Source organism: Bifidobacterium sp. 2450 (assembly GCF_041900695.1).
Lineage (GTDB): Bacteria > Actinomycetota > Actinomycetes > Actinomycetales > Bifidobacteriaceae > Bifidobacterium > Bifidobacterium longum.
Genome location: NZ_JBHEEA010000007.1, coordinates 58,296 through 82,133, shown reverse-complemented (window position 1 = coordinate 82,133; position 23,838 = coordinate 58,296). Strand labels below are relative to the sequence as shown.

Annotated in this window: 16 protein-coding genes and 1 pseudogene; 7 read left to right on the top strand and 10 right to left on the bottom strand. The window is 61.2% G+C overall.

From position 1 onward, the window contains the following. Positions 1 to 135 precede the first annotated feature (135 nt). The 8 genes from pknB to ACEUKI_RS05590 all read right to left on the bottom strand — a co-directional run bounded on the left by pknB (position 136) and on the right by ACEUKI_RS05590 (position 11,787). A complete protein-coding gene (pknB, locus tag ACEUKI_RS05625) occupies positions 136 to 2,232 on the bottom strand; it encodes a Stk1 family PASTA domain-containing Ser/Thr kinase (RefSeq protein WP_374156607.1) in 2,097 nt (698 codons plus the stop codon). Then, a complete protein-coding gene (locus ACEUKI_RS05620) occupies positions 2,229 to 3,179 on the bottom strand; it encodes a serine/threonine-protein kinase (RefSeq protein WP_080785621.1) in 951 nt (316 codons plus the stop codon). Before ACEUKI_RS05620 ends, pknB begins: the two co-directional genes overlap by 4 nt. Then, entirely contained in the window at positions 3,176 to 4,642 is a 1,467-nt protein-coding gene (locus tag ACEUKI_RS05615) for a peptidoglycan D,D-transpeptidase FtsI family protein (RefSeq protein ID WP_374156606.1), read from the bottom strand. The genes ACEUKI_RS05620 and ACEUKI_RS05615 overlap by 4 nt, the downstream gene beginning before the upstream one ends. Then, positions 4,639 to 6,198, bottom strand: a complete 1,560-nt coding sequence (locus ACEUKI_RS05610; protein ID WP_144169553.1) for an FtsW/RodA/SpoVE family cell cycle protein — start codon at positions 6,196 to 6,198, stop codon at positions 4,639 to 4,641. Before ACEUKI_RS05610 ends, ACEUKI_RS05615 begins: the two co-directional genes overlap by 4 nt. Beyond that, the gene (locus ACEUKI_RS05605; RefSeq protein WP_374156605.1) at positions 6,195 to 7,889 is read right to left on the bottom strand and encodes a protein phosphatase 2C domain-containing protein; all 1,695 of its coding nucleotides are present in this window, start codon (positions 7,887 to 7,889) and stop codon (positions 6,195 to 6,197) included. Before ACEUKI_RS05605 ends, ACEUKI_RS05610 begins: the two co-directional genes overlap by 4 nt. A 4-nt stretch (positions 7,890 to 7,893) precedes the next feature. Beyond that, on the bottom strand, positions 7,894 to 8,427 hold the full coding sequence (locus ACEUKI_RS05600; protein ID WP_144169555.1) for an FHA domain-containing protein: 534 nt from the start codon (positions 8,425 to 8,427) through the stop codon (positions 7,894 to 7,896). A gap of 29 nt (positions 8,428 to 8,456) precedes the next feature. Beyond that, complete coding sequence (locus ACEUKI_RS05595; protein ID WP_007051707.1) at positions 8,457 to 9,158, bottom strand: DUF3662 and FHA domain-containing protein; 702 nt, start codon at positions 9,156 to 9,158, stop codon at positions 8,457 to 8,459. Positions 9,159 to 9,342: 184 nt separating this feature from the next. Further along, positions 9,343 to 11,787, bottom strand: a complete 2,445-nt coding sequence (locus ACEUKI_RS05590; protein WP_374156604.1) for a prolyl oligopeptidase family serine peptidase — start codon at positions 11,785 to 11,787, stop codon at positions 9,343 to 9,345. Between the two features lie 119 nt (positions 11,788 to 11,906). Here ACEUKI_RS05590 and ACEUKI_RS05585 point away from each other — a divergent pair, with 119 nt between their 5' ends. After that, positions 11,907 to 12,998, top strand: coding sequence for an alpha/beta fold hydrolase (locus ACEUKI_RS05585; protein ID WP_080785616.1), 1,092 nt, complete (start codon positions 11,907 to 11,909; stop codon positions 12,996 to 12,998). Between the two features lie 293 nt (positions 12,999 to 13,291). Next, on the top strand, positions 13,292 to 14,248 hold the full coding sequence (yddG, locus tag ACEUKI_RS05580; RefSeq protein ID WP_115770345.1) for an aromatic amino acid DMT transporter YddG: 957 nt from the start codon (positions 13,292 to 13,294) through the stop codon (positions 14,246 to 14,248). A 167-nt stretch (positions 14,249 to 14,415) separates the two neighbouring features. On the opposite strand, the gene ACEUKI_RS05575 is transcribed toward yddG, so the two are convergent. Beyond that, a complete protein-coding gene (locus tag ACEUKI_RS05575) occupies positions 14,416 to 14,649 on the bottom strand; it encodes a hypothetical protein (protein WP_007055928.1) in 234 nt (77 codons plus the stop codon). 517 nt (positions 14,650 to 15,166) lie between these two features. Here ACEUKI_RS05575 and ACEUKI_RS05570 point away from each other — a divergent pair. The 5 genes and pseudogenes from ACEUKI_RS05570 to ACEUKI_RS05550 all read left to right on the top strand — a co-directional run. Further along, positions 15,167 to 16,726 carry an esterase family protein gene (locus ACEUKI_RS05570; protein ID WP_251847729.1) on the top strand — a complete coding sequence of 520 codons (1,560 nt, stop codon included), beginning with the start codon at positions 15,167 to 15,169 and terminating at the stop codon, positions 16,724 to 16,726. A 38-nt stretch (positions 16,727 to 16,764) separates the two neighbouring features. Continuing rightward, positions 16,765 to 19,407: a bifunctional lysylphosphatidylglycerol flippase/synthetase MprF gene (locus ACEUKI_RS05565; RefSeq protein ID WP_374156610.1), complete on the top strand. Its 2,643-nt coding sequence runs from the start codon at positions 16,765 to 16,767 to the stop codon at positions 19,405 to 19,407. Between the two features lie 605 nt (positions 19,408 to 20,012). Continuing rightward, positions 20,013 to 20,987, top strand: coding sequence for a peptide-methionine (R)-S-oxide reductase MsrB (gene msrB / locus ACEUKI_RS05560; RefSeq protein WP_179105945.1), 975 nt, complete (start codon positions 20,013 to 20,015; stop codon positions 20,985 to 20,987). Next, positions 20,984 to 21,631: a pyridoxamine 5'-phosphate oxidase family protein gene (locus tag ACEUKI_RS05555; protein WP_077422412.1), complete on the top strand. Its 648-nt coding sequence runs from the start codon at positions 20,984 to 20,986 to the stop codon at positions 21,629 to 21,631. The genes msrB and ACEUKI_RS05555 overlap by 4 nt, the downstream gene beginning before the upstream one ends. Continuing rightward, positions 21,592 to 21,687, top strand: a pseudogene (locus tag ACEUKI_RS05550) (glycosyltransferase family 2 protein); the annotation flags it as partial. The gene ACEUKI_RS05555 and the pseudogene ACEUKI_RS05550, both read left to right, overlap by 40 nt. 7 nt (positions 21,688 to 21,694) lie before the next feature. Here ACEUKI_RS05550 and ACEUKI_RS05545 read toward each other — a convergent pair. Further along, positions 21,695 to 23,824 (bottom strand): ATP-binding protein, encoded by a 2,130-nt coding sequence (locus ACEUKI_RS05545; RefSeq protein WP_077422413.1) that lies wholly within the window; start codon positions 23,822 to 23,824, stop codon positions 21,695 to 21,697. Positions 23,825 to 23,838: the final 14 nt, after the last annotated feature.

Genomic DNA, 23,838 nt, shown 5'->3' with positions numbered 1-23,838 from the left:
AGCTCTTTATACAGCAAAGGGGAGGGGTGCAGAAGCCCCTCCCCTTTGTGTTGTGTGATTGCGTTGCGTGTTTACATTGCGCATGTGTTGCGCTATGTGCGTTGCGTATGCGCAACACACACGCCCGGCGCTGACTCACTCACGGGTTCCGCCCCCGTTGCCAGTGCCGTTGCCGTTGTTGGCACCGTTGCCGTTGCCACCGTCTCCGGTACCGGTGTTGCCTCCGGTGCTGCCGGCCTTCGTGGTAATGGTGACGGTCGATCCCGCATCTACCTGGCTGCCAGCGCCAGGATTGATGCTGACTACCACAGCGGTGCTGTCGGTTGGACCACTGGCCTGAGCCTTGAGGCCCACGGCCTTGAGCATGAGTTCGGCGGTGACGTAGCCAGTGCCAGCGGTGATATTCGGTACAGCGACCTTCTCCTTGCCCGTGGACACCCAAATGGTGATGGACCCGCCCTGTGCGATGGAAGAGCCCGAATCAGGGCTTACACGGGTAATCAGACCGGCCTCCACCGTATCGGAGCTCTCCTGCTCCACAGTGAAGCTGAACTTGCCCTCATACTGCTGTAGCACGCTGTCCTTCGACTGACCGACCAAATTGCTCGGTACGGTGGTCATGCCGGAAGAAACATATATGGTGATGGTGGTGCCCTTGGGGACCGACTGGCCGGCGGCAGGATCGGTTCTCGTCACCATATCCTTGGCGATGTCGGCGCTGTCTTCGGTTTTGACGGTGGCGTTCACCTTGAACCCGGCGCTTTCCAGAATGCTGCGCGCCTCTTCCTGGCTGCGCTCCTTGACATCCGGAACCTGAGTGGACTGCGGGCCTGCGGAGAACCACACCTTCACGGCGGATCCCTTGGCCACCTTGGAGCCGGCGTCCGGGCTCATCTTGGTGCAGGTGCCTTCCGGCTCGGTGGAGTCGGTGTCTTGCTTTTCGGTCATCTTCAAGCCCAATCTCTCAAGCTTGAGCTTGATGTTGTCCTTGGATGTGGAAGCGTTGCACACCTCAGGGATAGTGACGGTGTCTTCCGAGGACTTGTTGCCGGAGCCATTCATGGCGAACACGATGCCCACAATGACAAGCACTGCAACAATCGCCGCGATTACCGAACCGATGATGATCTTCTTGCGCTTCTTGGCCTTGGCCGCCGCCGCACGCTGCTGCGCACGGGACTGCAACGCCGCTGCATTGGCACCATTGGCCGGTGGAATCTGCTCGAACTGACCGGTCACCGGGTTGAATGCCTGGGTGGGTTGCTGATGCGGTTCCACCGGCGTGGTGGGCAAATCACGTTCGGCTTCCTTGCGGGCCTTCATATTCGACAGGTCCGTCAACGGGTTGAACGCGGCCGCCACCGGCACGCCGCCGTTCATGTAGGTCAGGATGTCGGTCTTGAATTCGGAGGCCGTGGCATAGCGATTCTGGCGGTCCTTGGCCATGGCCTTGGCGCAGATCGAATCCCACATCTTCGGCAGCCCCGGCACCACGGCAGATGGCGGCGTGGCGACTTCGGAAACATGCTGGTAGGCGATGGCCACGGCGGAATCGCCGGTAAACGGCGGGCGGCCGGTGAGCATCTCGTAGAGCACGCAGCCGGCGGAATACAGGTCGGAACGCATGTCGACGGTCTCGCCGCGCGCCTGCTCGGGAGAAAGGTACTGTGCGGTGCCCACCACGCCCTGCGACTGGGTCATGGTGGCTGCGGAATCGTCCAGAGCGCGGGCGATGCCGAAGTCCATGACCTTGACCACGCCCTGCTCGGAAATCATGATGTTGCCGGGCTTGATATCGCGGTGGATAATGCCCATGCGATGCGAATAGTCGAGCGCGTTAAGCACGCCCAACATCACCTGTTCGCAGTCGCGCTGGCTGAGTGCGCCGTTGAACTTGATGATGTCGCGCAGGGTTTGGCCCTTGACGTATTCCATGACGATGTACGGCAGACGCTCGGTATCACCGCTTTCGGAAGAAACCAGTTCTTCGCCCGAATCGTAGATGTTCACGATGTTCGGGTTGTTCATCTGGGCCACGGCGTGTGCTTCGCGGCGGAAACGGGCCAGGAAGATGTCGTCGTTGGCCAGATCGGCGCGCATGATTTTCACGGCCACGGTACGGCCCAGACGGGTGTCAAGAGCCACGTGGACCTCGGCCATGCCGCCACGACCGATGAGCTGGCCAAGCTGGTAGCGTCCGCCGGCCAATGCGGTGGGCATACTGGTGCTCATTGCTTATTCCCTCCCAATCTTGAGGCCGGGGCCTCCAAGACAATGCGTGGTGTGCTGGTCACTCGGCGCGGCAGTCGATTGCCGGACGTGGCCATGGTGGTGTCGGCCATTTCGGTCTGCTGATCCAGCAGACGGCGTTCGATGCGTGCCAGCGTACGGGACACCACCAGCGCGTCTTTCGGGCGATCCAACGGGTCCTTGGCCAGCATTGACATGACAAATTCGCGTAACTGGACGTCCACCGAGTCCGGCAGCGGAGGCACGGGATTGTTCACGTGCGCTGCGGCGATATCGACCGGAGTGGTGCCGGTGAACGGACGATGCCCGGCAAGGCCCTCGTACGCCACTACGCCCAGTGAATAGATGTCCGATTGCGGCGTGGCCTGCTGGCCCTGCGCCTGCTCGGGGGAGATGTATTGCGCGGTGCCCACCACCATGCCGTCCTGAGTGATCTGGCCTTGGCCGGTGGAGTAGCTCACGCCGAAATCGGTGATTTTCACTTCGCCGGTGTCGGAGACCATGATGTTGGCCGGCTTGACGTCACGATGAATCACGCCGTGCGAGTGGGCCACGAATAGGCCTCGCGCGGTCTGAATCAGAATGGGCAGCAGTTCGATGGGATCCATCGCGCCTTTGCTGTGGAACAGATCCGCCAACGATTTCGAGGGGACGTATTCCATAATCAGAAAGCCGATGCCGTCATGCTCGTAGTATTCGAACAACGCAGCGATATTCGGGTGCGCCAGATTGGCGGAATTATGGGCTTCGGCACGCAGGCGGCGCAGCTTGGCCTCGGCGTTGGTCACGTCCGAGCGCAGCGCCTTGATGGCCACTTCACGGCCGAGCTGAATATCGTAGCCTTTCCATACCTCGCCCATACCGCCTTGCGCAAGACGCGAATCAAGACGATATCGGCGGTGAATAAGCTGTCCTTCGATAAGTTTCACTGCTGCAAAGCCTCCTGCATCATCGCGCGCATGATCGGGCCAGCGGCGAGCGAACCGTATACATCTGTGTTATGCACCAACACCGCGACGGCGATTTGCGGATCGTCCGCCGGCGCGAAACCGATCACCCAGCCGTCGATGGCAGAGTTGTCGGTACCGATTTGTGCGGTACCGGTTTTGGCCGCCACCTTGATGCCGTCGATGGCCAGCTGCGGATTGGCCTCGGTCACCACGCTTTCCATCATCGTGGTGAGCTTGTCTGCGGAATCCTTGCTGAACGCATTGGCCATGGTTTGCGGTTTGGTCTGCGAAAGTACGGTGAGATCGGCGGCGCGCACACGATCGACCAGCGTGGGCTGCATCAGTTTGCCATTGTTGGCGATTGCCTGCGCGACCATCGCCATCTGCAACGGCGTGGCCGTGGTGTCGCCTTGGCCGATGGACGCCAGTGCAAGCTTGTCGTCGGCCGGATCAGAGGGGAATGTGGACGCGGTGGCTGTCATCGGGGTGCCCGTGGATTCGGTGCCGTCAATGGTGATGGTGCTGCCGAACCCGAGCTTGGTGGCTATGTCCGAAACCTTGCTCGCGCCGAGTTTCACGCCAAGCTGGGCGAACGCGGTATTGGACGACCATGCGACGGCCTCTTGCAGGGAGATCTGCCCGTTGACGCCATCGGCCTGTGCCTCGGCGTTCGGCAACTGTGTGGCGGTTCCCGGCAAGGTATAGCTGGAGCCCGCAGGAATCTTCGTGTCCGTCTGATAATCGCCGGTTTCCAGCGCAGCCGAGGCGACGATGGTCTTGAACGTGGACCCTGGTGGGTACAGCTGCGAGGTGGCGCGGTTGATTAGTGGGCTATTTTGGCCCGCAGAAAGTTCGTTGTAGGCCTGAGACGCGGCTTTGGTGTCATGGGTCGCCAGTTTGTTCGGATCATAACTGGGCGTGCTCACCATGGCGAGGATACGACCGGTGCTGACTTCGATGGCCACCGCCGCACCATCGCGCATACCGAGCTGATCGTAGGCAACCTGCTGCAGCTTGGGGTCGATGGAGGTTTCGATGGACGCGCCCTGATCCGTAGTGCCGGTGAGCATGGCCTTGGCCCGCTGCCAGATCAATGAATCGGCCTCACCGTTGAGCAGCATGCTGCGGGAGGCTTCCAGGCCGCGATCGGCGGTCTGGTTGATGGAGAAGAAGCCGGTGACCGGAGCATACAGCGGACCGTTGGAATAGGTACGCAGGTATTTGAATGCGTCGTTGACCGGCTCGGATTTGGCCATGACTGTGCCGTCCGAGGCCAGGATGGCACCTCGGTAGATACCGAGCTGGTGGTACAGCGAACGGGCATTGCGCGGATCGTTGTTCAGCGCGTTGGCCCGTACCGCCATGATGATGGTGGACGACAGGCCGAGAATCACGAACAGCGCGACCACGGCGGTGAAAAGCTGACGAAGATATTTGTTCATACGCGAGTGCCTCCGTTAACGGGAGGAAGCGGGGGAATCGTGCCGGTAGGCGTGTACGGTTCATCGGCATCGGCATACGACGGAGTGGTGGTGTCCACAATGGGGTCGTCAAACGATTCCGACTCGGACTGCGACGCCGTAGCCGACGCGCTGCGAGGCTGAACGATCGGCTCAGTGGCGCGGGACCGGGCCTCAAGTTCCTTGTTGCGCAGCACGGCCAAAGCCTCGTACTGGAACGTATCCGAGGTCAGCTCCGGCTCGGGCGCATTGGCCGAGTTCGAGATGATGATGAGCAGGGTCGCGAGAATATAGTTGGCGATCAGACTGGAGCCGCCGGCCGCCATATAGGGCAGGGTCAGACCGGTCAGAGGAATCACCAGCGTGATGCCACCGACCACGGTGAACACCTGGAAGGCCATGGTGAACACCAGTCCGGAAGCGAGCAGCTTGCCGAAGCCATCCTTGATTTTCATGGCGGTGATAAAGCCGGAGGCAATGATGAGCAGGTAGAGCATCAAAATGGCCAGAACGCCCATCAGACCGAGTTCCTCGCCCAGAGAGGCGTAGATGAAATCGGAGTTCGCAAACGTAACGAGCGAAGGATGGCCTTGGCCGAGACCGGTGCCGAGCACGCCGCCTGATGCCAGGCCGAAAATGCCGGTGACCAGCTGCCAGGAGCCGCCGGGGGTCTTGTTGTATTGCTCATTGCTGAACGGGTGCAGCCAGGCATCGACTCGCTGACCCACGTGGCTGAACATGCCTGCGGCCAGCACGGCACCCGCAGCGAACGCGATCAGACCGATGATGATCCAGCTTTTACGGCCGGTGGCCGTGTACAGCATGGCCACGAACATGGCGAAGAACATAAGCGAGGTGCCCAGATCATGCTGCATGATGAGCACGCCCATCGAGGCGATCCACACCACGATGATCGGGCCGAGATCCTTGATACGTGGCAGCTGCAGACCGAGCATCTTCTTACCGCCCACGGCCAGCTGGTCGCGATGGTCGAACAGGTAGGCGGCGAAGAAGAACGCAAGGAACAGCTTGGCGAACTCGCTCGGCTGGAACTGGCCCAGTCCCGGAATCTTGATCCAAATGCGCGCGCCGTTCACTTCTTGACCGACAAACGGCAGCATCGGGGCGAGCAGCAGCACTAGGCCCACCACCATCGACACGTAGGAGAAGCGCCGCAGCACGCGGTAGTCCTTCAGGAAGATGATGAGCAGCGCGGAAAGCACGATGGCGATGCACAGCCAGATCAGCTGACGTTGGGCAACCGCCCAACCTTCGCTCTGGTCGATGCGGGCGATCATGGTCACGCCGGTGGCGGTCAGCAGTAGCACGCAAGGCAGAATCGACAGGCTGGCGTACGGCTGGAAGCGCACAATCAGCCCCCACAGCACCAGAAACAGCACTACGACCAATGCCAGCATGCCGGCGTACTGCATAGGGAATTCGCCGGCGGTACGCTGGAACATCTGGATGAACGCCAACGCACTGATTGCCATGGCAATCAGCAACAAAGAAATCTGACGTAGACGGGTAGCGATCATTGAGAATCTCCCGTGGCCGCGTTGTCGGCCGCTCCGATACCGGATTTATCCGAGGAATCGGATGAGCTTGACGAACCGGACTTGTCTGACGAGGAGCCGGACTGGCTGGACGAATCCTTGGCGCTGTCCTTGGAATCGCTCTGGGAACTGTCTTTGGAACTGTCCGGGGAATTGGACGCCTCGGCCTTCTTGGCGGCGTCGGCTTCCTGCTGCTTGGCCAGTTTGCGCATTTCGGTGCGGATAATACCCACATGCGACTGCGCTTCGTCCAACGAACCGACTGTGATGCCTTGGCTCAGCTGGTCACGCCATGTCTGAGGCAGGTCCGCGGTGGCGATATTGGTGGTCTGTACCTCGTGAGAAAGCTCAAGTCCAAAGAGATTGGTCGGCACGCCACGATAAATGGCCACGGTGCCGTTGCTATCTCCCACGTAGTAGTGCGTCTGGCTCCACGTGTACGTGCCCCAGCCAGCGCCGGCCAATGCCAGCACGGCAAGAATGCAGGTAATAATCACCGCAAGCTTATTGCGGCGCTTCTTGGTGCGCGTGGCCTTCTTCTGCTCGACCTGCTCATCGCGGATGGCTTTGGCCACATCCGGGTCGTTGGGGTCGGCGGACAGGCGCCCATCCGGCTTTTGCACCACCGGAATCTCACCGGTATCGGGATTGGCTCGCTCACCGGTCTCCTCGCGGACGGTGGACGGCTGCACCACGCGTGTGGACGACGGTTCGACCGTGGTTTGCGCGGTCTCCGCCTCGTGCGCGCTGGCAGGCTGAATCAATGCTGCGGCGCGCTGGGCGGGGGAATCATCCTCACGCAGCGCGGGCGCGGTAGCCACCGGCTCGTTGACGATGTCGGCAATCGGCTCAAGATTACGGCTGGCGGCACCGCCGACCAACGGCGTTTGGTGCGGCAGATCGAACGCATCGGCATCCAACGCCAACGTGGCATCCGCAATAACGGCCGTGACATTATCGGTGCTGCCCGCCCGCAGTGCCATCTGCACCAGACGCTGCGCGCATTCGCCCTGATCGGACAGCGTGGTCATCGTCTCTTCGATGGTGGAATCTTCCAGCACACCGCACAGGCCGTCCGAGCACAGCAGCCAACGGTCGGCGGGGTGGGCTCGGCGAACCGAAATATCCGGGCGCGGGTCAATGTCAAAATCGCCAAGCACGCGCATCACGACGTTGCGCTGCGGGTGGTTCTTGGCTTCGGACGGGGTGATACGACCGGTGTTGATGAGGTGCTGCACGTAGCTGTGGTCGCACGTGATGCGGCTCAGGCGTCCGTCGCGCAGCAGGTAGGCGCGCGAATCGCCGATATGGGCGATGACCCAGTAGCCGGCCACCAATGCCACTGCGGTAACGGTGGTGCCCATGCCGGCAAGCTTGCGTTCGCGCTTGGCCTTGCCGACGATGGCGTCATGCGCGGCCATAACGGAGGTTTCCATCATGCGGGAGATCGTCTCGACGTTGCCACCGGTGTCGTCCTGCTCGATGTGGGCCAGTGACCGGATGGCGATGGAGGATGCCGTATCGCCGCCGGCGTGACCGCCCATGCCGTCGCACATGGCGATGAGATGCTCGCCGGCGAAGGAGGAATCCTGATTGTTCGCGCGCACGGTGCCCACATCGGACACCGTGGTGGAATACAGGAACAGCGGTTGTGAAGCGGCGGATTTTGGCATGCGGCTACCTCAGTTCGAAGGTGGTGGCGCCGATGCGCACAGGAATACGAGCGGGCAGAATGGTGGGGCGGTTGATGCGCTGCTGGTTGACCACGGTGCCATTGGTGGAGTTTAGGTCTTCAATGGCCCACTGCCCGGAGCGCGTGTCACGGTAGACACGGGCATGGTGGGAAGACACGAATTCGTCATCGAGCACCACGGTATTCGAGGCGGCGCGGCCAAGCGTGATGTCGGCTTCGGCCAGCGGCACGGAGCTGCCGGCAAGCGGACCATCGATGATGACCAACAGGGTAGGCTGCGCCGAGGCGGCGGACGACGCGGAAGCGCTGGGCTGGCGATGCGGGCGCGGCGCAGCTGCCTGCGGCGTTTCGGCCTTGGCCTTATGCGCTTCACGCTCACGGCGGCGACGACGCGCGCGCGAAGGTCGCGGACTGAACGTCTCGATGTCCTTGCGCAGCGAACGTACGGCCAGCCAGATGAATATCCACAGCAGGATCAGGAATCCATACTTGAGCAGGGCGAATGTCAGTTCGGTCATAAGTGGACGACTTTCGGGCGTGTGCTCGACTACTCCTGGGCTTGGGCGGAGGCCCAGTACAGGATGCGGGTACGGCCGATGGTGATGGTGTTGCCGTCGAGCAGCGTGGCGGCGGGCACTTGGTGGCCCTCCACGTACGTGCCGTTGGTCGAACCCAGGTCGCGGGCGATCACGCCGTTATCCGTGATGTCGATTTCCAGGTGCTTGCGGGAGATGCCCGGATCGTCGATGACGATATCGCAACCGGAACCGCGGCCGATTACCGTCTTGTCTTTGGTGAGCAGGTACTGGTTGCCGTTCACCTCGAGCACCGGGCTATCCTCGGTCTGCGCATCGGTGGTGACCGGCACGGCATTGCCCTGCACGGATTCGGAGGTGAGGTTGAAGTTGCCCTTGGACAGGTCAAGGTCTTCCTCGAAGATCACGATCACCGGGCCCACGAAGGCGTAATGCTGGCTCTTCGCGTACTCGGTGAGGTTATCGGCCAGTTCGTTGGCCAGGGTCTCGCTACCCCATGCCTCGATACGGTCGAAGTCAGGAGTACTGAGCTTGAAACGGTATTCATTCGGGGCCACCGTGCGGTCACGGCCCACGGGCATGGCCTCGGCGTCAATCTCGCGCTCCAAGGCGCTGGAAAGATCGACAGGCTGCAGATCTTTGGAGCCAAACTTGGCGAATACTCCGTTGACTGCACCCTCCACGCTTTTTTCAAAACGGTCGAGAACGCTCATAGTCCTCCCTTTCTAATCTTCACCCATCCTACGCGGTGATGGGAATATGAGGCAAAAAACCGGTCTTTCACATGACGATGGGTGCAAAATATCCAAAAATTCAGGGCGGAAATGGGTGCGGCATCCCACCCGAGGTGCTTTACCGGTGGAGCACCTCGGGTGGGATGCGCGTGTTATCGATCTGTCAGGCCAGCGCGTCGCGCAGGAAATCGCGCTGGAGAGTGAGCAGGTTTTCGGCCACGGTCTCGTCGTTGGTCATATGGGTGATGCCCGTCAACGGTAGGAAGGTGTGCGGGCGACCCGCCGCCATCAGGGCTTGCGAGAGGCGCAGGCTGTGGGCGATGGTGACGTTGTCGTCGGCGAAACCGTGGATCAGCATAAGCGGGCGCTCGAGTTTCGGTGCGTCCTGCACGATGCCGTTGCGGTAGTAGACATCCGGGTCGAGGCCCAGATAGCGCTCGGTGTAGTGCGTGTCGTACAGCGTCCAGTCGGTGGGCGGGGCGCCGGCGCATGCGGCCTTGAACACGTTCGGCGCGTCCAGCACGGCCAGTGCGGACAAGAAGCCGCCGTACGACCAGCCGATCATGCACACCTTGTCGAGGTCCGGCATGGGAATCGCCTCCCGCTGGCGGGAGGTGGCGCGAAGCGCCGGTGGGTGGTTCTCGGCGTCTGCCTGATCGCCCGCAGCCAGCTGTGCCGCACGTGATTCCGCATCGGCGTTGAGCCGGGCGACGGCCTCGAGCAGGGCGTTGACGGCTTCAATCTGGTCGGCCAGCGTTACGTCCTTCATATCCTCGAAGATCTCGCGGTCCCATGCCGGGCCGCGGCCGGTGGTGCCACGGCCGTCTGCCGTGACCACCAGGAAGCCTTGGTCGGCCCACCACTGGCCCTCCCAGTAGAAGGACTGCGAGGCGATGACCTGCTGGAAGCCGGGCCCGCCGTACGGCTTCATCAGCACCGGCAGCTTCTCGGCGTGCGCGTACGGGCTTTCCGGGCTCGGCGCGATGATCGCCGTGTACAGCTGGTGCTCGCCCAGTCGCGTAAATGTGACGTTCGGTGTAAAGCCGGGTTCGGCCGCCGTGGACGCGATAGTGGCGCTCTGTTCTCCCAGAATATGCCGCATCTGGGCGCGGGCGGAACGCATATCGCGGCCGGAGACCACGATGCCGCGCTCGCCGCGCGAGGCGGTCCACTGGCCGGGATCGGTCGTGACCGGCGTGATCGTGCCGTTGTAATCGATACTCACCACGTCGAAACTGCGGGCGTCGTGGTCACCGAATACGGACTCGGTGGCGGCCGCATCGACCCAGGCGTCCGGCACCTCAGGCGCGATTTCGGGCGCGCGCTGCACCACGGCCAGCACATCCTCGTCGGTCACGGCGAGCACCGTGCGCACGTTCCAGCCAGCCGGCGTGAACGGGCGGCCGTCTACCGTCAGACGGTTGGTGTCCGTGGCCATATCGTTGAGCGAGCACACCAGACGACCATCCGGCGTGTAGGCGGGCGTGCCGTGAACCAAGTCGATCCACTGCTCGTTCGCGTGCTCCTCAAGCACACGCGTGGCACCCAGCGCGGCCCCATCCGCCGCGACCGCCACCTCAAGCACCTGATCGCGGGTCTGACGGCGGTTCTGCACCAGCACCAGCGGATCGTGGCCGCGACGCCAGTTCACGGCGGTCACATACTCGTACGCCTCACGATCCCAATCCACATCGGCGTTGCCGGTGATGCCTGCGTACCGGTCGTTCTCATCGAACGCCAGCGTGATCACGGTCAGGTACACGTCGGCATTGCGGGTCAGCGCGCGCGGGTAACGGCGGCCGGCGGCCGGCTTCTCGGGGTCGGCCGGATCGCTGATGTGCCAGGTCGGCTCGTCGGCGGTGTCGAAGGACTCGAACAGCACGTGCTGCGAATCCGGGGCCCACCAGAAGCCGTCGTACCGGTCCATCTCCTCGCCGGCCACGAACTCGGCCAGACCGATTTTCCACGTGTTTTCGGCCGGATTGCCGTCCTCATCCTCCACGCTCACGCCGTAGACGGCGGTGATGCGGTCACCTAGCTCGCCGCCGATATCGACCAGCATCAGGTAGCTGCCCGTGGTGTACAGCACATGTTCGCCATCCGGGGCGATGCGCGGGTTCAGCACCGGCGTGTACATCGCCGGGTCCTCATCGAGCCATTCGCCGGCCAGTTCACGGGTGTGCGGCTCGGGTGCGCCGGTCTCGCCATTCCAATCGATGTCGGTCAGGAACAGGCGGCCGTTGATGGTGAACACGATGCGATTGCCGTCGTCATCTGCGGAGTATCCGACGATGCCGGTGCCGCCTTCGCGCGCACGCTCGCGCCGGGCCTTCTCCTCGGCCGGCACGTCCTCGCTGTCGGCGGTTGCGCCCAGCAGTTCGCGCGGGCCGGCCAGCTTGGTCTCATGGTGTTCGCCGGACTCGTCGAACCAGCTCAGCCACAGTGCGGTCACCAGATCCTCGGGGCCGTCGGAGCGCAGGAACAGGGCCCGCGAGCCGTCGCCCAAGGTCTGTGCGGAGCGCGGCGCGCCGTAGCCGAACCGCAGCGTGCGCGCCCTGAGGCGCGGAAAATGCTTGATTGCGTCATTGACATCATTGGTTTCGCTCATACCTCACAACCTACGCGCCTGTGCGGTCAGTGGCGCGCAGGCTTGCGACGCATTCCCGGGATTGTGTCGTGGGTGTGGGTGCGAGGTGTGGGCGTGAGGCTTGTCCTAAGATGAGAGCCATGCAGGTGACGATGATCGACGAAAACAAGTACGCCGAAACGATGACCGACGTGGTGCTGCCCGCGCTCGAACAATGCCGCGAGGAGGGCTGGTTCGATTCGTCCGCCGCCGAACGTTCGGCCGGGATCGAGCCGCTGTCCGGCATTATGGACACCGGCGGCCGCTCGGGCCAGCTGCACTACCTGTGCTACGACTCCGCCAAATTCGACGCGATTCGCGAGCAAGGTGCCACCGCCACCTTCCGCGGGGCCGTCGTCATCAGCCACGGCTTCACCGAGTTCGCCGAGAAATACGACGAGCTCGTCTGGTATTTTCTGCTCGCCGGCTACTCGGTGTGTGTGCTCGAGCATCGCGGCCACGGCAAGTCCGCGCGCGATGTGGACGATCGCTGCATGGTGTGGATTGATGACTGGCAGCGCTACGTGGCCGATCTGGCCGGCTTTGCCGAAACCATCGGTCAGCAGTACGCAGCCGGTATGCCGCTGAACCTGTTCTGCCATTCGATGGGCGGCGGCATCGGCGCGGCCATGTTGGAGCGATACCCCACCCTGTTCGACAAAGCGGTGCTCTCCGCCCCGATGATCGCCCCCGCCACCGGCATGCCGCTGGGCGTGGCCCGTGTGCTGGTCGGCGCGCTGTGCGGACTCGGCTTCGGCAAGAAGCGCGTGTTCGGGCAGTCGGGCTTCACGCCGGAATTCTCGATGGAAGGCAACGAGGGCGCTTCCGAAGCGCGTGAACGCTGGTACTTCAAGCTGCGTTGCGAGAACCACGAATACCAGACCTACTGCGCGGCGTTCGAATGGGTGCGCCAAGCGTTGAAGCTCAACCGGGCCATACTGAACCCGTCCGCCTGCGCCGAAGTGGAGACGCCGGTGCTGCTCTTCCAGTCCGGACGCGACATCTGGGTACTCAATAAGCCGCAGAATCACTTCGTCCAACTGGTCAGGGACGGCGGCGGCGAGGCGAACATCGTGCACTTCCCCGAATCGCGCCACGAAATCTTCTCCATGCCCAACAGCACCTACAAGCCCTACCTCGAAAAGATCCTTGGCTTCTACGACGACCCCATGATTGCCAGCGCCGCGTACTGATGTAGCTCTTCACCCATTGCTCACCGTGCGGTCACCTTGTGGCCCGGCCCGCTTTAGATGGCGGGAGAACCATGGAATTATGGGCATAATCCTATGCTTTCAACGCCGACTAACCTGACAGACGGCGGGAAACATAGCCAATGCAAATGCCGAGTAGGGATTTACCCTACCCGGCATTTTGCTGTTTCACCCACCAAACCCCGCCCTGTTCGCGCGCCGGTCGCGTGCCGTTCTGCCGCTGTACACATCCGATGAGTAGAGTGACTTCGAAACGAGGCGAGAGAGGCGGACATATGGCGAACGGCGCACAGAACGCAAGCGGCACACCGGCACCGGCGGCAAGCCATTCCGGCGGCCACGTCGTATCCGCGCGCGCCACGACCATCGGCCTGATGGCAATCCTGCTGTGGAGCTTCATGGCCGGCACCGTGCGCATCGTCTCCGAAAACTTCGGCGCCGCGCTTGGCTCGGCCCTGATTTACACGGTCGGCGGCATCCTGCTGCTGATGTTCCGGCGCCCGGCCCCGATTCGCGAGTTCCCCAAGAAATACCTGATTATCGGCGGCCTGTTGTTCGTATTTTACGAATCATCGATATCCCTCTCGCTGGGTCTGGCCTCTACCGACGCATCCTCGGTGGAAGTGAGCCTGGTCAACTATCTGTGGCCCACGATGATGGTGCTGCTGTCGGCGGGCGTATCCCATCGCAAGCACGCGGTCGTCAAGGTGCTGCCGGGCGCGATCGTGGCCACTGCCGGCGTGGTGCTGGCGGTCGGCGGTAATTCCGGGCTCGACTGGCATGCGGCCGTGCAGCATATCGCCGCCAACCCTTTGTCCTATGCGCTAGCGTTCGTGGGCGCGCTCGCTTGGTCGGTGTACGCGGTGTTCACGCCAGCCATGAGTCATGGGGTGGACGGCACTTCATTGTTCTTCCCCTGCGCGGCCGTGGCGTTGTGGATTATCCACTTCGCGTCCGGGCAGGGGTGGCCGGCCGAGCCGCCGAGTCTGGTCGCATGGCTGTTTGTGTTGATTGCCGCGGCGGCGATTGGCGGTGGTTATGCCTGCTGGGGCTATGGCATTCTGCATGGGTCTATGGAGCGGCTGGCTATTGCGTCCTATGCCACGCCGGTGCTGTCCACCGGGGCCAGTGCGGTGCTGCCGGGTTTGGCGCTGTCGCTGTCGTTTTGGTGTGGCGCGCTGCTGGTGGCCGCCGGATCGGTGCTCAATTACTTGGTCAGTGCGCGCAAATAGCGGGGTGGCTTTGCTCATGGGGCGGTGAAATCCCCATGGGGCGGTAAAACCTTCATGGGGCGGTATCCCAAAATGGCTTTATTCTGCCGTTTCACAATTTCTTCAAACCGCCCCATGGGCCTTTTACCGCCCCATGGATAAAATACCGCCCGATGGGCAGCAGCAACTTACTCGCCGCGGCGCTCGGACGGGCGGCGAATCGGGTCAAGCAGCGTATTCGGATCGGAGATGCCGAACATGCTGCGCCCGCCGGTGGATTCAGGGTGCTTGGCGAGAACGGCCAGCGAAATCGCCCCCGGAATCATAATGATCACCAAAAGGGCCGCCAACCCCCAGTTCACGAAGAATCCGAGCCCCAGTACGATGGCCACCACAACCACCACCGTGACGATAATCGTCAACAGTGCTCGACGTGGGTTGGTTTCCCTGGCCCAAGAGGTGCTGGCTGCGGGTTTGCTGTTGAACTGGCCGCGGCGTTTGTGGCTGTTGTGCCATCAGCCGTGCCGGTCGTGGGCCTTGCCGCCGCGCTCGTCGCGGGGTCAGTGTTGGATGGTATCACGGTCGGTACGCCGGTTCCCTTGCCGCCGCGCTCGTCGCGGGGTCAGTAGGGGCGTCAGACACGTTATCGGCGGCATTGCCGGTCGCTGCTGGACGTTGTTCGTTTGCGTGAGTCATATCCACCAACATATTCCCTGCTTCCGGCTGAAGCTGGGACAAGCCTGCGCACCGCTAATCCAGCGCCGACACTGGCCTTGAGCTGCGGACGTCCAGGCCGGATGTGAACAGGCGCTGAACGGAGTCTGGGGAAACCATGAGAACTTGCGACAATTTTTGTGAAATTGGGTGACGCTCTATGAATCGCGCGCTAGTGTTGCGTGAGCTTACAAGGCGAGGAGCCTGGAGCGCGGGGGGTGAAGGATGAAGAACTCCGTTTGGAAAACGTTCATGGAATTGTCGCTGGTCCGCGGAATCGTGCCGTGGACCGTGTTCGGACTGACCGCGATCGCGGCAATCATACTGATTATTGGGCTGGCATTGAGCAAGAAGCGCGGCCCGGCAGCAGACGGCCTGGCACTGGGCGGCCTGACACCGGACGGCGAATCGTCGGCCCAATCGCCCGTCGACCCAGATGACCAGCCGGCCAACCAGCCTACGAACGCGGCTGCTACGGCGTCATCCACAGCTTCGACGGAAGAGACGTTTATTTCCCATGGCCTGCGTGCGCCGCAACGTCGTCACTTGCATCCGCTGGTCGCCTCACTGGTTGCCGCCGCGCTCGCCGGCGCGGGCGGACTACTGGCCACATGGCTGATGTCCGACGTGTTCATGGTGTTCGGTGTATCGCTGGGCTGGCCGGTGATCCTCACCGTCGCGGGAGGCTTCGCGGGCCTCGGCTTCGGGCTGGCCGCCGCCGTGACGTTGCGGAGGGCTCGTCGTGCGCTGGCCGTCGTGCTGGTGCCGCTGGTGCTGGCGTCCACCGCGCTCGGCGTGGACTCGATCTACGGCGAATACCAGACCATCGGCGATCTCGTCGGTTATATGCCATACCCCCCGCTCGGTTCGGTCACCGTGCGCAAAGCCTCGATGAGCGTCGGCGAGTGGCGCGACAAGGCGCGCAAGGACGCTCTGCCATCCATGCCCGACTCGGGCAGGGTATTCGCCGTCAGCATCCCGAACACCGAATCCAAGTTCAAGGCGCGCAAGGCGATGGTCTACCTGCCGCCCGCCGCGCTGTCCGACCGCCCGCCGGCCCTGCCGGTGATGGAGCTGCTCGCCGGTCAGCCGGGCAGTCCCGGTCGCCTCATCGACGCCGGCAACATCGCCGCCACGATGAACGCTTACGCCGCCGAACATGACGGGCTGGCGCCGATCGTGCTCGCACCCGACCAGAACGGTTCGGCCACGCACAACAGCCTGTGTGCCGACACCACCCGAGGCAACGCCGAAACCTACCTCACCAAGGACGTGGTGAACTGGGCCACAACGACGCTGCCGGCGGCCAAGTCGGCCCGTATGTGGGCGATGGGCGGGTTCTCGCAAGGCGGCACCTGCACCACGCAGCTGGTGCCGCGTCACCCCGACATCTACGGCGCGATGCTGCCGGTGGATGGCGAGCTTGAGCCGGCCGATGGCAGCGTCGAGACGATGGTCCGGCGATATTTCGCCGGCGACCGCAAGGCCTACGACGGGCAGGTGCCGGTCAACGCCATCGCCGCCACCGGCACGGCCGACCAGGCGCTGTTCGCCGGCGCCGGCAAAGGGGATCGGAAGTCGGTCGCCAACATGCGCACCATCGCCGCGGCCGCCCGCGCGGCCGGCATGGAGACCACCGAACTGGTCGTGCCCGGCGCCGACCATGACTGGCATGCGGTGCAGGCGGTCTGGAACCCCGGTCTCGACTGGTTCGGCGCGCGAACCGGGCTGGGCGAAATGACGAAATCGTTGGAGGAATACCCACAAGTGGAGGTGTTGCAATGAGCGAAGAACAACAGCATGGGAACGCGCGGCCGGCGGCCATGCCGCAGACTCGGCGGCCCCTGCGGGACGCGGAACCCTCGCGGACGAAGCCCACCACGACCTCCCGAGCCACCAAACCGCATACGGCAAGGTCCAGCCATGCGGCGGAAAGCTGGCGTGAACTGGCCGGCGACGCGCGACAGTGGGCGGACGACCACCGGTTGGCCGTCACCGCCACGGCGGCGCTGGTGACGCTGAATTTGGCGACGTGGCTGGTGGCCGCGATGGCCGGATTCGCGTTTCCGCTGCGGCTCAGCACCAGCATGGCCGCATTCAACGCCGGCAAACTCATCTGCTCGCTGTTCCTGGCGCGCGGCGTCATCCAGCTCATTCTTGATGCCGTCCTGTGGCTCGTCATGCTGTCGATAGCCGAACCATGGCTCGGCCGTGTGCGCACCGTCATCACCGCGCTCGCCTGCGCGGCCGGCGGCGTGCTGGCGGGCCTGACCCTGTGCGCGGCGGCCGGATGGATGTTCCAGGACTCCCTGTTCGTCTCCCGCATGCGGTTCGCATTGAGCCCACTGGTGTTGCCGGTCGGCGCGCTCATGGCGGCCAGCGCGTTCTGCAGCCACCTATGGCGCAGGCGCATCCGACTCGTCGGCTATGTGGCGATCCTGGTCACGTTGCTCTACAGCGGCAACCCCAGCGGCTACTGCATCCTCGCCGCCGCGCTGATCGGCCATGCCGCCGGCCGTGTGATGGCCGGGCCGCCCGCGCACGTCGAAGCCGAATGGCACTGGCTGCGCAGCACCTCCTTCGAGGCGCGGCGCATGTTCGCGGCCATCGCCGTGGTACTGGCCCTGGGGCCGGTCATCGCCATCACCTCCCATAACCATGCGGGCCTGCTCAGCACGATCGGCCTGCTCATGAGCCCGGTTTCTGTCGACAACGGCATGCTGGCCAAATGCCTGGCTGGTGACACGCACAGCGGATGCTTCCTGCAGTTCGATCTGCTGCGGGCCTCGATGCGCGGCGCGGTGCTGCGCTCGCTGCTGCCCATCGCCGTGACCTTGGTGCTGGCGTGGGGCCTGTATCGCGGACGTCGGTTCGCGGCCATCTGCACCGTGGCCATCAACCTGTTCACGGTGGCCATCGCCGTCGCCTACTATCTGGTCGTGCCGCTGAGCTTCGCGCCGGACGGCATGGCCTCCCTGCTGCAGCACGGCGCGATCGTGGCCTGCGTGGCGAACGTCCTGCCCCCGCTGCTGTTCGCCATCGCCCTGCTGGCGGCGATGAAACACTTCCCGATCCGCATCGGCCGGCGCAGGCTGGTCGGCGGCATCGGCGCCATCGTGCTGGCCTGGCTGGCGTGCGCCGCCATATACCTGATATACGGCATCGCCCAACCCGCCACCTTCTCGCCACGCGCCACCGCCTCGTCGCTGCTGGCCGAACTGCCGGGGCGGTTCCTACCCATCGGCTTCCTGAGCCATATGAAACTGTCGTTCGTGCCGCGCACCCCGATGGCCTCGATCGTGTATCAGGGCGCCGGCCTGGTGTTCTGGATCGTGGTGCTGGCCGTGGTGATCCACTGGATGGGCGACGTGAGCGAATCGAACGAGCGGGCCCGGGCGCGCGCCGAACGTCTGGTCGAAACCGGCGGCGAATCGATGAGCTTCATGACCACGTGGGAAGGCAACAGCTACTGGCTGTCCCCCACGGGCAGATCGGCCGTGGCGTATCGCGTGCTCAACGGCATCGCCCTGACCTGCACCGGACCGTTCGGCGATCCGGCGGAATGGATGGACGATCTGAACGGTTTCGCCCAGCACTGTGCGGAACGTTTGCTGTCGCCGGTGTTCTACAGCGTGCATCGGGAACAGCGCGACGCGTTGCTGGAAGCCGGCTGGAACTCCATCGAGGTCGGCAGCGAAATGGTTGTGGACCCGCGCGGCTGGAAGACGACCGGCAAGAAATGGCAGGACGTGCGCACCGCCATCAACAAGGCCAAGCGCGACGGCGTGACCGACGTGCAGTCCACGTTCCTGGAAGCGTCGCTCGATGTGCGCGAGCAGATCGAGGACATCTCCGAGGAATGGGCGCGGCTCAAGGCGCTGCCGGAAATGAAGTTCACGCTCGGCGGCGTCGAGGAACTGCGCGACCCGCGCGTGCGGCTGCTGTACGCCATCGACGCGGACGGGCGCGTGCTGGGCGTCACCAGCTGGCTGCCCACCTGGCGCGACGGGCGTATCGTCGGCTGGACGTTGGATTTCATGCGCCATCGCACCGACAGCCCCAACGGCATCATGGAGTTCCTGATCGCGCGCATGGCCGAGCGGCTGCGTGACGAGGGACTTGCGGATTCGGATCACGCCGTGGAATTCATGAGCTTGTCCGCGGCGCCGTTGGCCGGCATGAACCCCGAGCGAGACAATGCCCAGGAAGGCGGGGTGCCGGCCGGCGAAGGCACGCAGGTGCTCCAACACGCGCTGCAGATTGTGGCCGACTGGATGGAACCCGCCTACGGCTTCCACTCGCTGTTCAACTTCAAGCACAAGTTCCAGCCCACCGAGGTGCCGGTCTACGTGTGCTACCCGGACCCGGCGGCGTTGCCACAGATCGGGCTCGCGGTGGTGCGCGCCTACGTGCCCAGCGTGACGCCCGCCGAAGTAGCCGGCATGCTCAGTACGCTGCGGTCGTGAAGGTGTGCACACGGGTACGCAGGCTAGCCGATTCGAGCCTGAGACGGGGTATCCGCTTTCAGAGAGGTACATTTGGCCTCTTGCGGACAACTAACTGCCTTCAAAGAGGTACCTGAACTCTGAAATCCCGAGTATGAGCGTTGCAATGACGGCGTTTGCACTCGGGATTTCCCGTATTCGGTACCTCTTTGAACGGAGAAAGCCCAACAAGGAGGGGCTATCTACCGGATCCGTAGGAGATTTCGCCGTGCATGTGGAGAAATACCGTGGGGAAGGCGCTGTTGGTCAGGGGCGCGAGTGAGATTTTGCCGCGCGCATGGAAAACCCCGCGAAGAAGTGGCTATCTCCACTTCGAGGGGCTGATTCGGCCTTTGTGGGGTCTATCCCCGCTTCGAGGGGCTGATGGACAAGTAGACGCGACGCCAAAATGGCGGAATGGCGTTGGCTTGAAGCCGATTTTACATGCGTTTTCACGGATGACCAGCCCCTTGAAACGGGAGTAGACCTCCGGCGGGGGCCAAATCAGCCCCTCGAAAGCGGGTTTGCCGGTGCAGAGGTGTCGTTGACTGCATCGCGAGCCGCCTCGACGTAGTAACGTGGGGCGCATGAGCGAACGTAACGAACACAATGACGGAAATACGCAAACCGCATACTTCGCCGGCGGCTGCTTCTGGGGGCTGGAGCGCTACTTCCAGAACGTCGACGGCGTCACGGACACCACGGTCGGCTACGCGCAATCCACCGTCGAATCGCCGACCTACGAGCAGGTATGCGCGGGCGGCACTGATGCGGCCGAAACCGTGAAAGTCGAGTTTGACCCGGCACAGGTCAGCCTGCGGACGCTGACATTGCTGTTCCTGGAGATCATCGACCCGTTCTCCGTGGACCAGCAGGGCGAAGACCGCGGCCGGCAGTACCGCACTGGCATGTTCTACACGGACGAGACGCAGCGCGCCGTGTATGTGGCGGCCTTGGAGCAGCTGGTCGACCGCCAGCCGCAGCGCCCGGCCGTACTGGTCGAACCGCTGCGCAACTTCTACCCGGCCGAGGCACGTCATCAGGACTATCTGGTGAACAACCCCGGCGGCTACTGCCATGTACCGATCGCCGCAATCGCGAACGTAAAACGCCGTCAGAAGTACGTGGAACGCATCTGGGATCTGACGCTTGAGCAGTTCGCGGTCACGCAGAACGCCGCTACCGAGCGCCCGTTCGTCAACGAGTATGACGAGGAGTTTGAGCCCGGCATCTACGTGGACATCGTCAGCGGCGAGCCGCTGTTCTCGTCGCGAGACAAGTTCGATTCCGGCTGCGGCTGGCCCGCGTTCTCCCGCCCGATTGCCGGTGACTTGCTGACCGAGCATGAGGACCACCGCATTCCGGGCCGCGACCGCATCGAAGTGCGCACGTCGGACACGCAGATTCACTTGGGCCACGTGTTCACCGACGGCCCGGCCGACCGCGGCGGCCTGCGCTACTGCATGAATTCCGCCGCCCTGCGCTTCGTGCCGCGCTCGCGCATGGCCGAGGAAGGATACGGCGACTGGATTTCGGTTGTGGATGGGGATGATCAGGCATGAGCATGGAGAATATCGCGGGCGCTCGCAAGCCCGCCAAGCGTGAGGATGAGCACACGGTCGCCGGCGAGCATCGCATGATGCGCCGTGCGGACCGCGAGGTGACCAATCCCGAGCAGATCGCCGCGATTGTCGCCGCTTGCGACATCGTCGAAGTGGCCTATGCGGATGCCGAGGGCCTGACTATCGTGCCGCTGAATTTCGGCTTTGATTACGACGATACGACTGGCAAGCTGACGCTTTGGTTCCACTCCGCGCCGCGCGGCCGCAAGCTCGACGCGATTCGCGCCGCCGCCGGTGGCCGACTGCCCGTGGCTTTCACCATGCAGACCGACTGCGAGGTGGTGGCGGGCCGCACCACGTGCAATTGGGGCGAGGCGTTCAAGTCGATCGTCGGCAATGGCACGGCGTCACCGGTCGAGGATCTGGATGAATGCCGCCACGGCCTGCAGACGCTGATGGCGCAGCAGGCGCATATGCCGAATGTGGAATTCACTGATGCGCAGGTCCGCAGCGTCACGGTGTGGAAGATTGAGTCCGACTACTTCACCACCAAAGTCCGCACCAAACCCGTGCCGCGTGAGAGCGCTGCGGCGGCTACGACGAGTCGATGCGCGGCGACACCACCGCCAGTCAAGCCTTCATGACCCACCCCACCTACGGCGACGGCGGAATGGCCGCCGCCGTACGGTTGAGGAGTTAGATTCGGCTTACGGTCGGACCGACTCCTTTGTTGTTATAGAAGCGAGGTATTCTGCAAGGCCTGGTGCAACATATGTATCCCAGTAGTCTATCACCATTGGGTCCATATAGTCTTTTTCTGTTTTTCCCTTCTTTCTCATCTGCACAGCATCCTCAAATTGCGGCTGATCGAATCGTTCGACCAATTCTTCCCCTTTGATTTCACGTGATTTATTTATATGGTCAATAAGGTGATTGAATAAATCGATAAGATATAAGTACGTCCTCTTGTTTAGTTCAATGCTTTTCTCGGAATTCGTAAGGAATGAAAACTCACTTTTCCCATTAGTTAAGTATTGCGGTATGTCCTCATATCTGAGACCAATGATTTTGTAATCTTCAATTCCGCGTGTAGCCCATCCGGCTCCCGCCTCAAAAAGGCAGAATTCACTTTTCTTAAATAACGGAGTTGCAAGATAGACAATTAAACTTTTATCATCAACTATATTATTCTTAATTTGTGTTGATAGGCTTGTAATATCGTTATATTTCTCTGTGTTATCATCGGCAGAAGTGTAAAAGAAGTCAGTCTTCCTTGCTCCTCTTTGCTCTAGCAATTTATAAATGAAATTTGTGAAACGGACATCATCGCTTTTATGGGAAAGAAAAATTTTATAATTTTGCTTTGCTTCGACTTCCCCTTTCAGCTGCATTGCCATCATTCCTTTTACTTCAATCTTTGTCTTGCTTGGAATGTCAGGGATTTCATCTATGTATTCGCCGTAGTCTCTCACGGCTATATCTTTTGCGCGTTTTACCGTTTCTGTAATATCTTGACGCAGTGATTTTGATATCTCATTTCTCCGAGTTATTAGGCTTCTCACCAATGGACGTAGAATACTTACGAGTAAGCGCCAACGGCCGTCTAACTGGTTGTACCCTTGTCTACTGGAGGTTGCGATATCGGGCAAAAGATCGTCGTCAAGCAGGTCGAAACTAATTTCTCCCTCTATGTAATTTGTGAATGCTTGTGTAATTCCTAAGGTGTCGAGTACGTTCGAGACGGCGAGTTTGTTTCTTACATACAATCGAATTTGTGCAGGATTGTAGTTCTTATTTTTCCTGAAGTTTGAATCGTTCTGTTGAGCTTGTGAATTATTTAACGTTGAATGAAATCCAATCCATCCAGTTAATTGATATGGTATCTTAGCAATTCCATCAACTATCTTTACATCCTGACGCAGGCGTAAAATTTTTGCATCGAGGAATTCTGATGAAATTTCGTATATTCCTTGATATGAGGGCCTATCTTTTACTTTTACTGAGGAAAAAGAACTAACCTGAACCTTTGTTTGCTTTGATTCATCAGAATTCGGGTAAGGAATGAGAACGGTAGAGCCATGTTCCTTAATTTCGCGAATTTCTTTGGGCTCGTTTTCAGGAGATAGATTTTCTAAAATCATCGCATAATTATGAAAAGCAATCATTTTTTCCACTTTGTGGAATTCATGCTTATTGTATTCTTTTTCATTTCGCGCAAGCCCGAGATAAATAGCTTGTGACTGCATGGATGATGATAAAAAATGATTTGCTAAATTATGAGATAAAGCATTGAATGCTACATTGCCAAGACCGGTTAGGTCGACATGATTCAAGATAAGTAATGTACCGGAAGGGGATTGCTCCCATTCGGGGTCGATGGCATCGGTAACTATTCCTGTTTCGAGTGTTAGATATGGTTTTACTGCTAAGCGTGTATCTGATGCAAGATGCCATGTAGTTGGTGCTGAATCAGAAGTTTTTGTTTGTATATAATAATCTTTTGAGAGATAAAGGGCGGCAAGTTTACCGATTCCTTTTCGTCCCATTATATTATTTTGGGCTTCTGTGGGAGAGTTCGAGTGATAGTAATAATCTCTTCTGTCGTATCCGACATTTACATATGTATCTATCGCCTTATCACGCATGCCGGTTCCATTGTCCATGATCTGAATTGACGCATCGTTTTTGGTACGTGCGTCTATGAAAACAGATACACGTGTTGCCTTTGCGTCCAATCCATTGGCTACGAGTTCGGAGATTGCTGCCCAGGCGTTTGAATATAAGCTTTTACCCAATAGATTTAATGCAGCCCAGGTAAAATTGAATTCTTTTTTCATTTGACGTCTCCTTG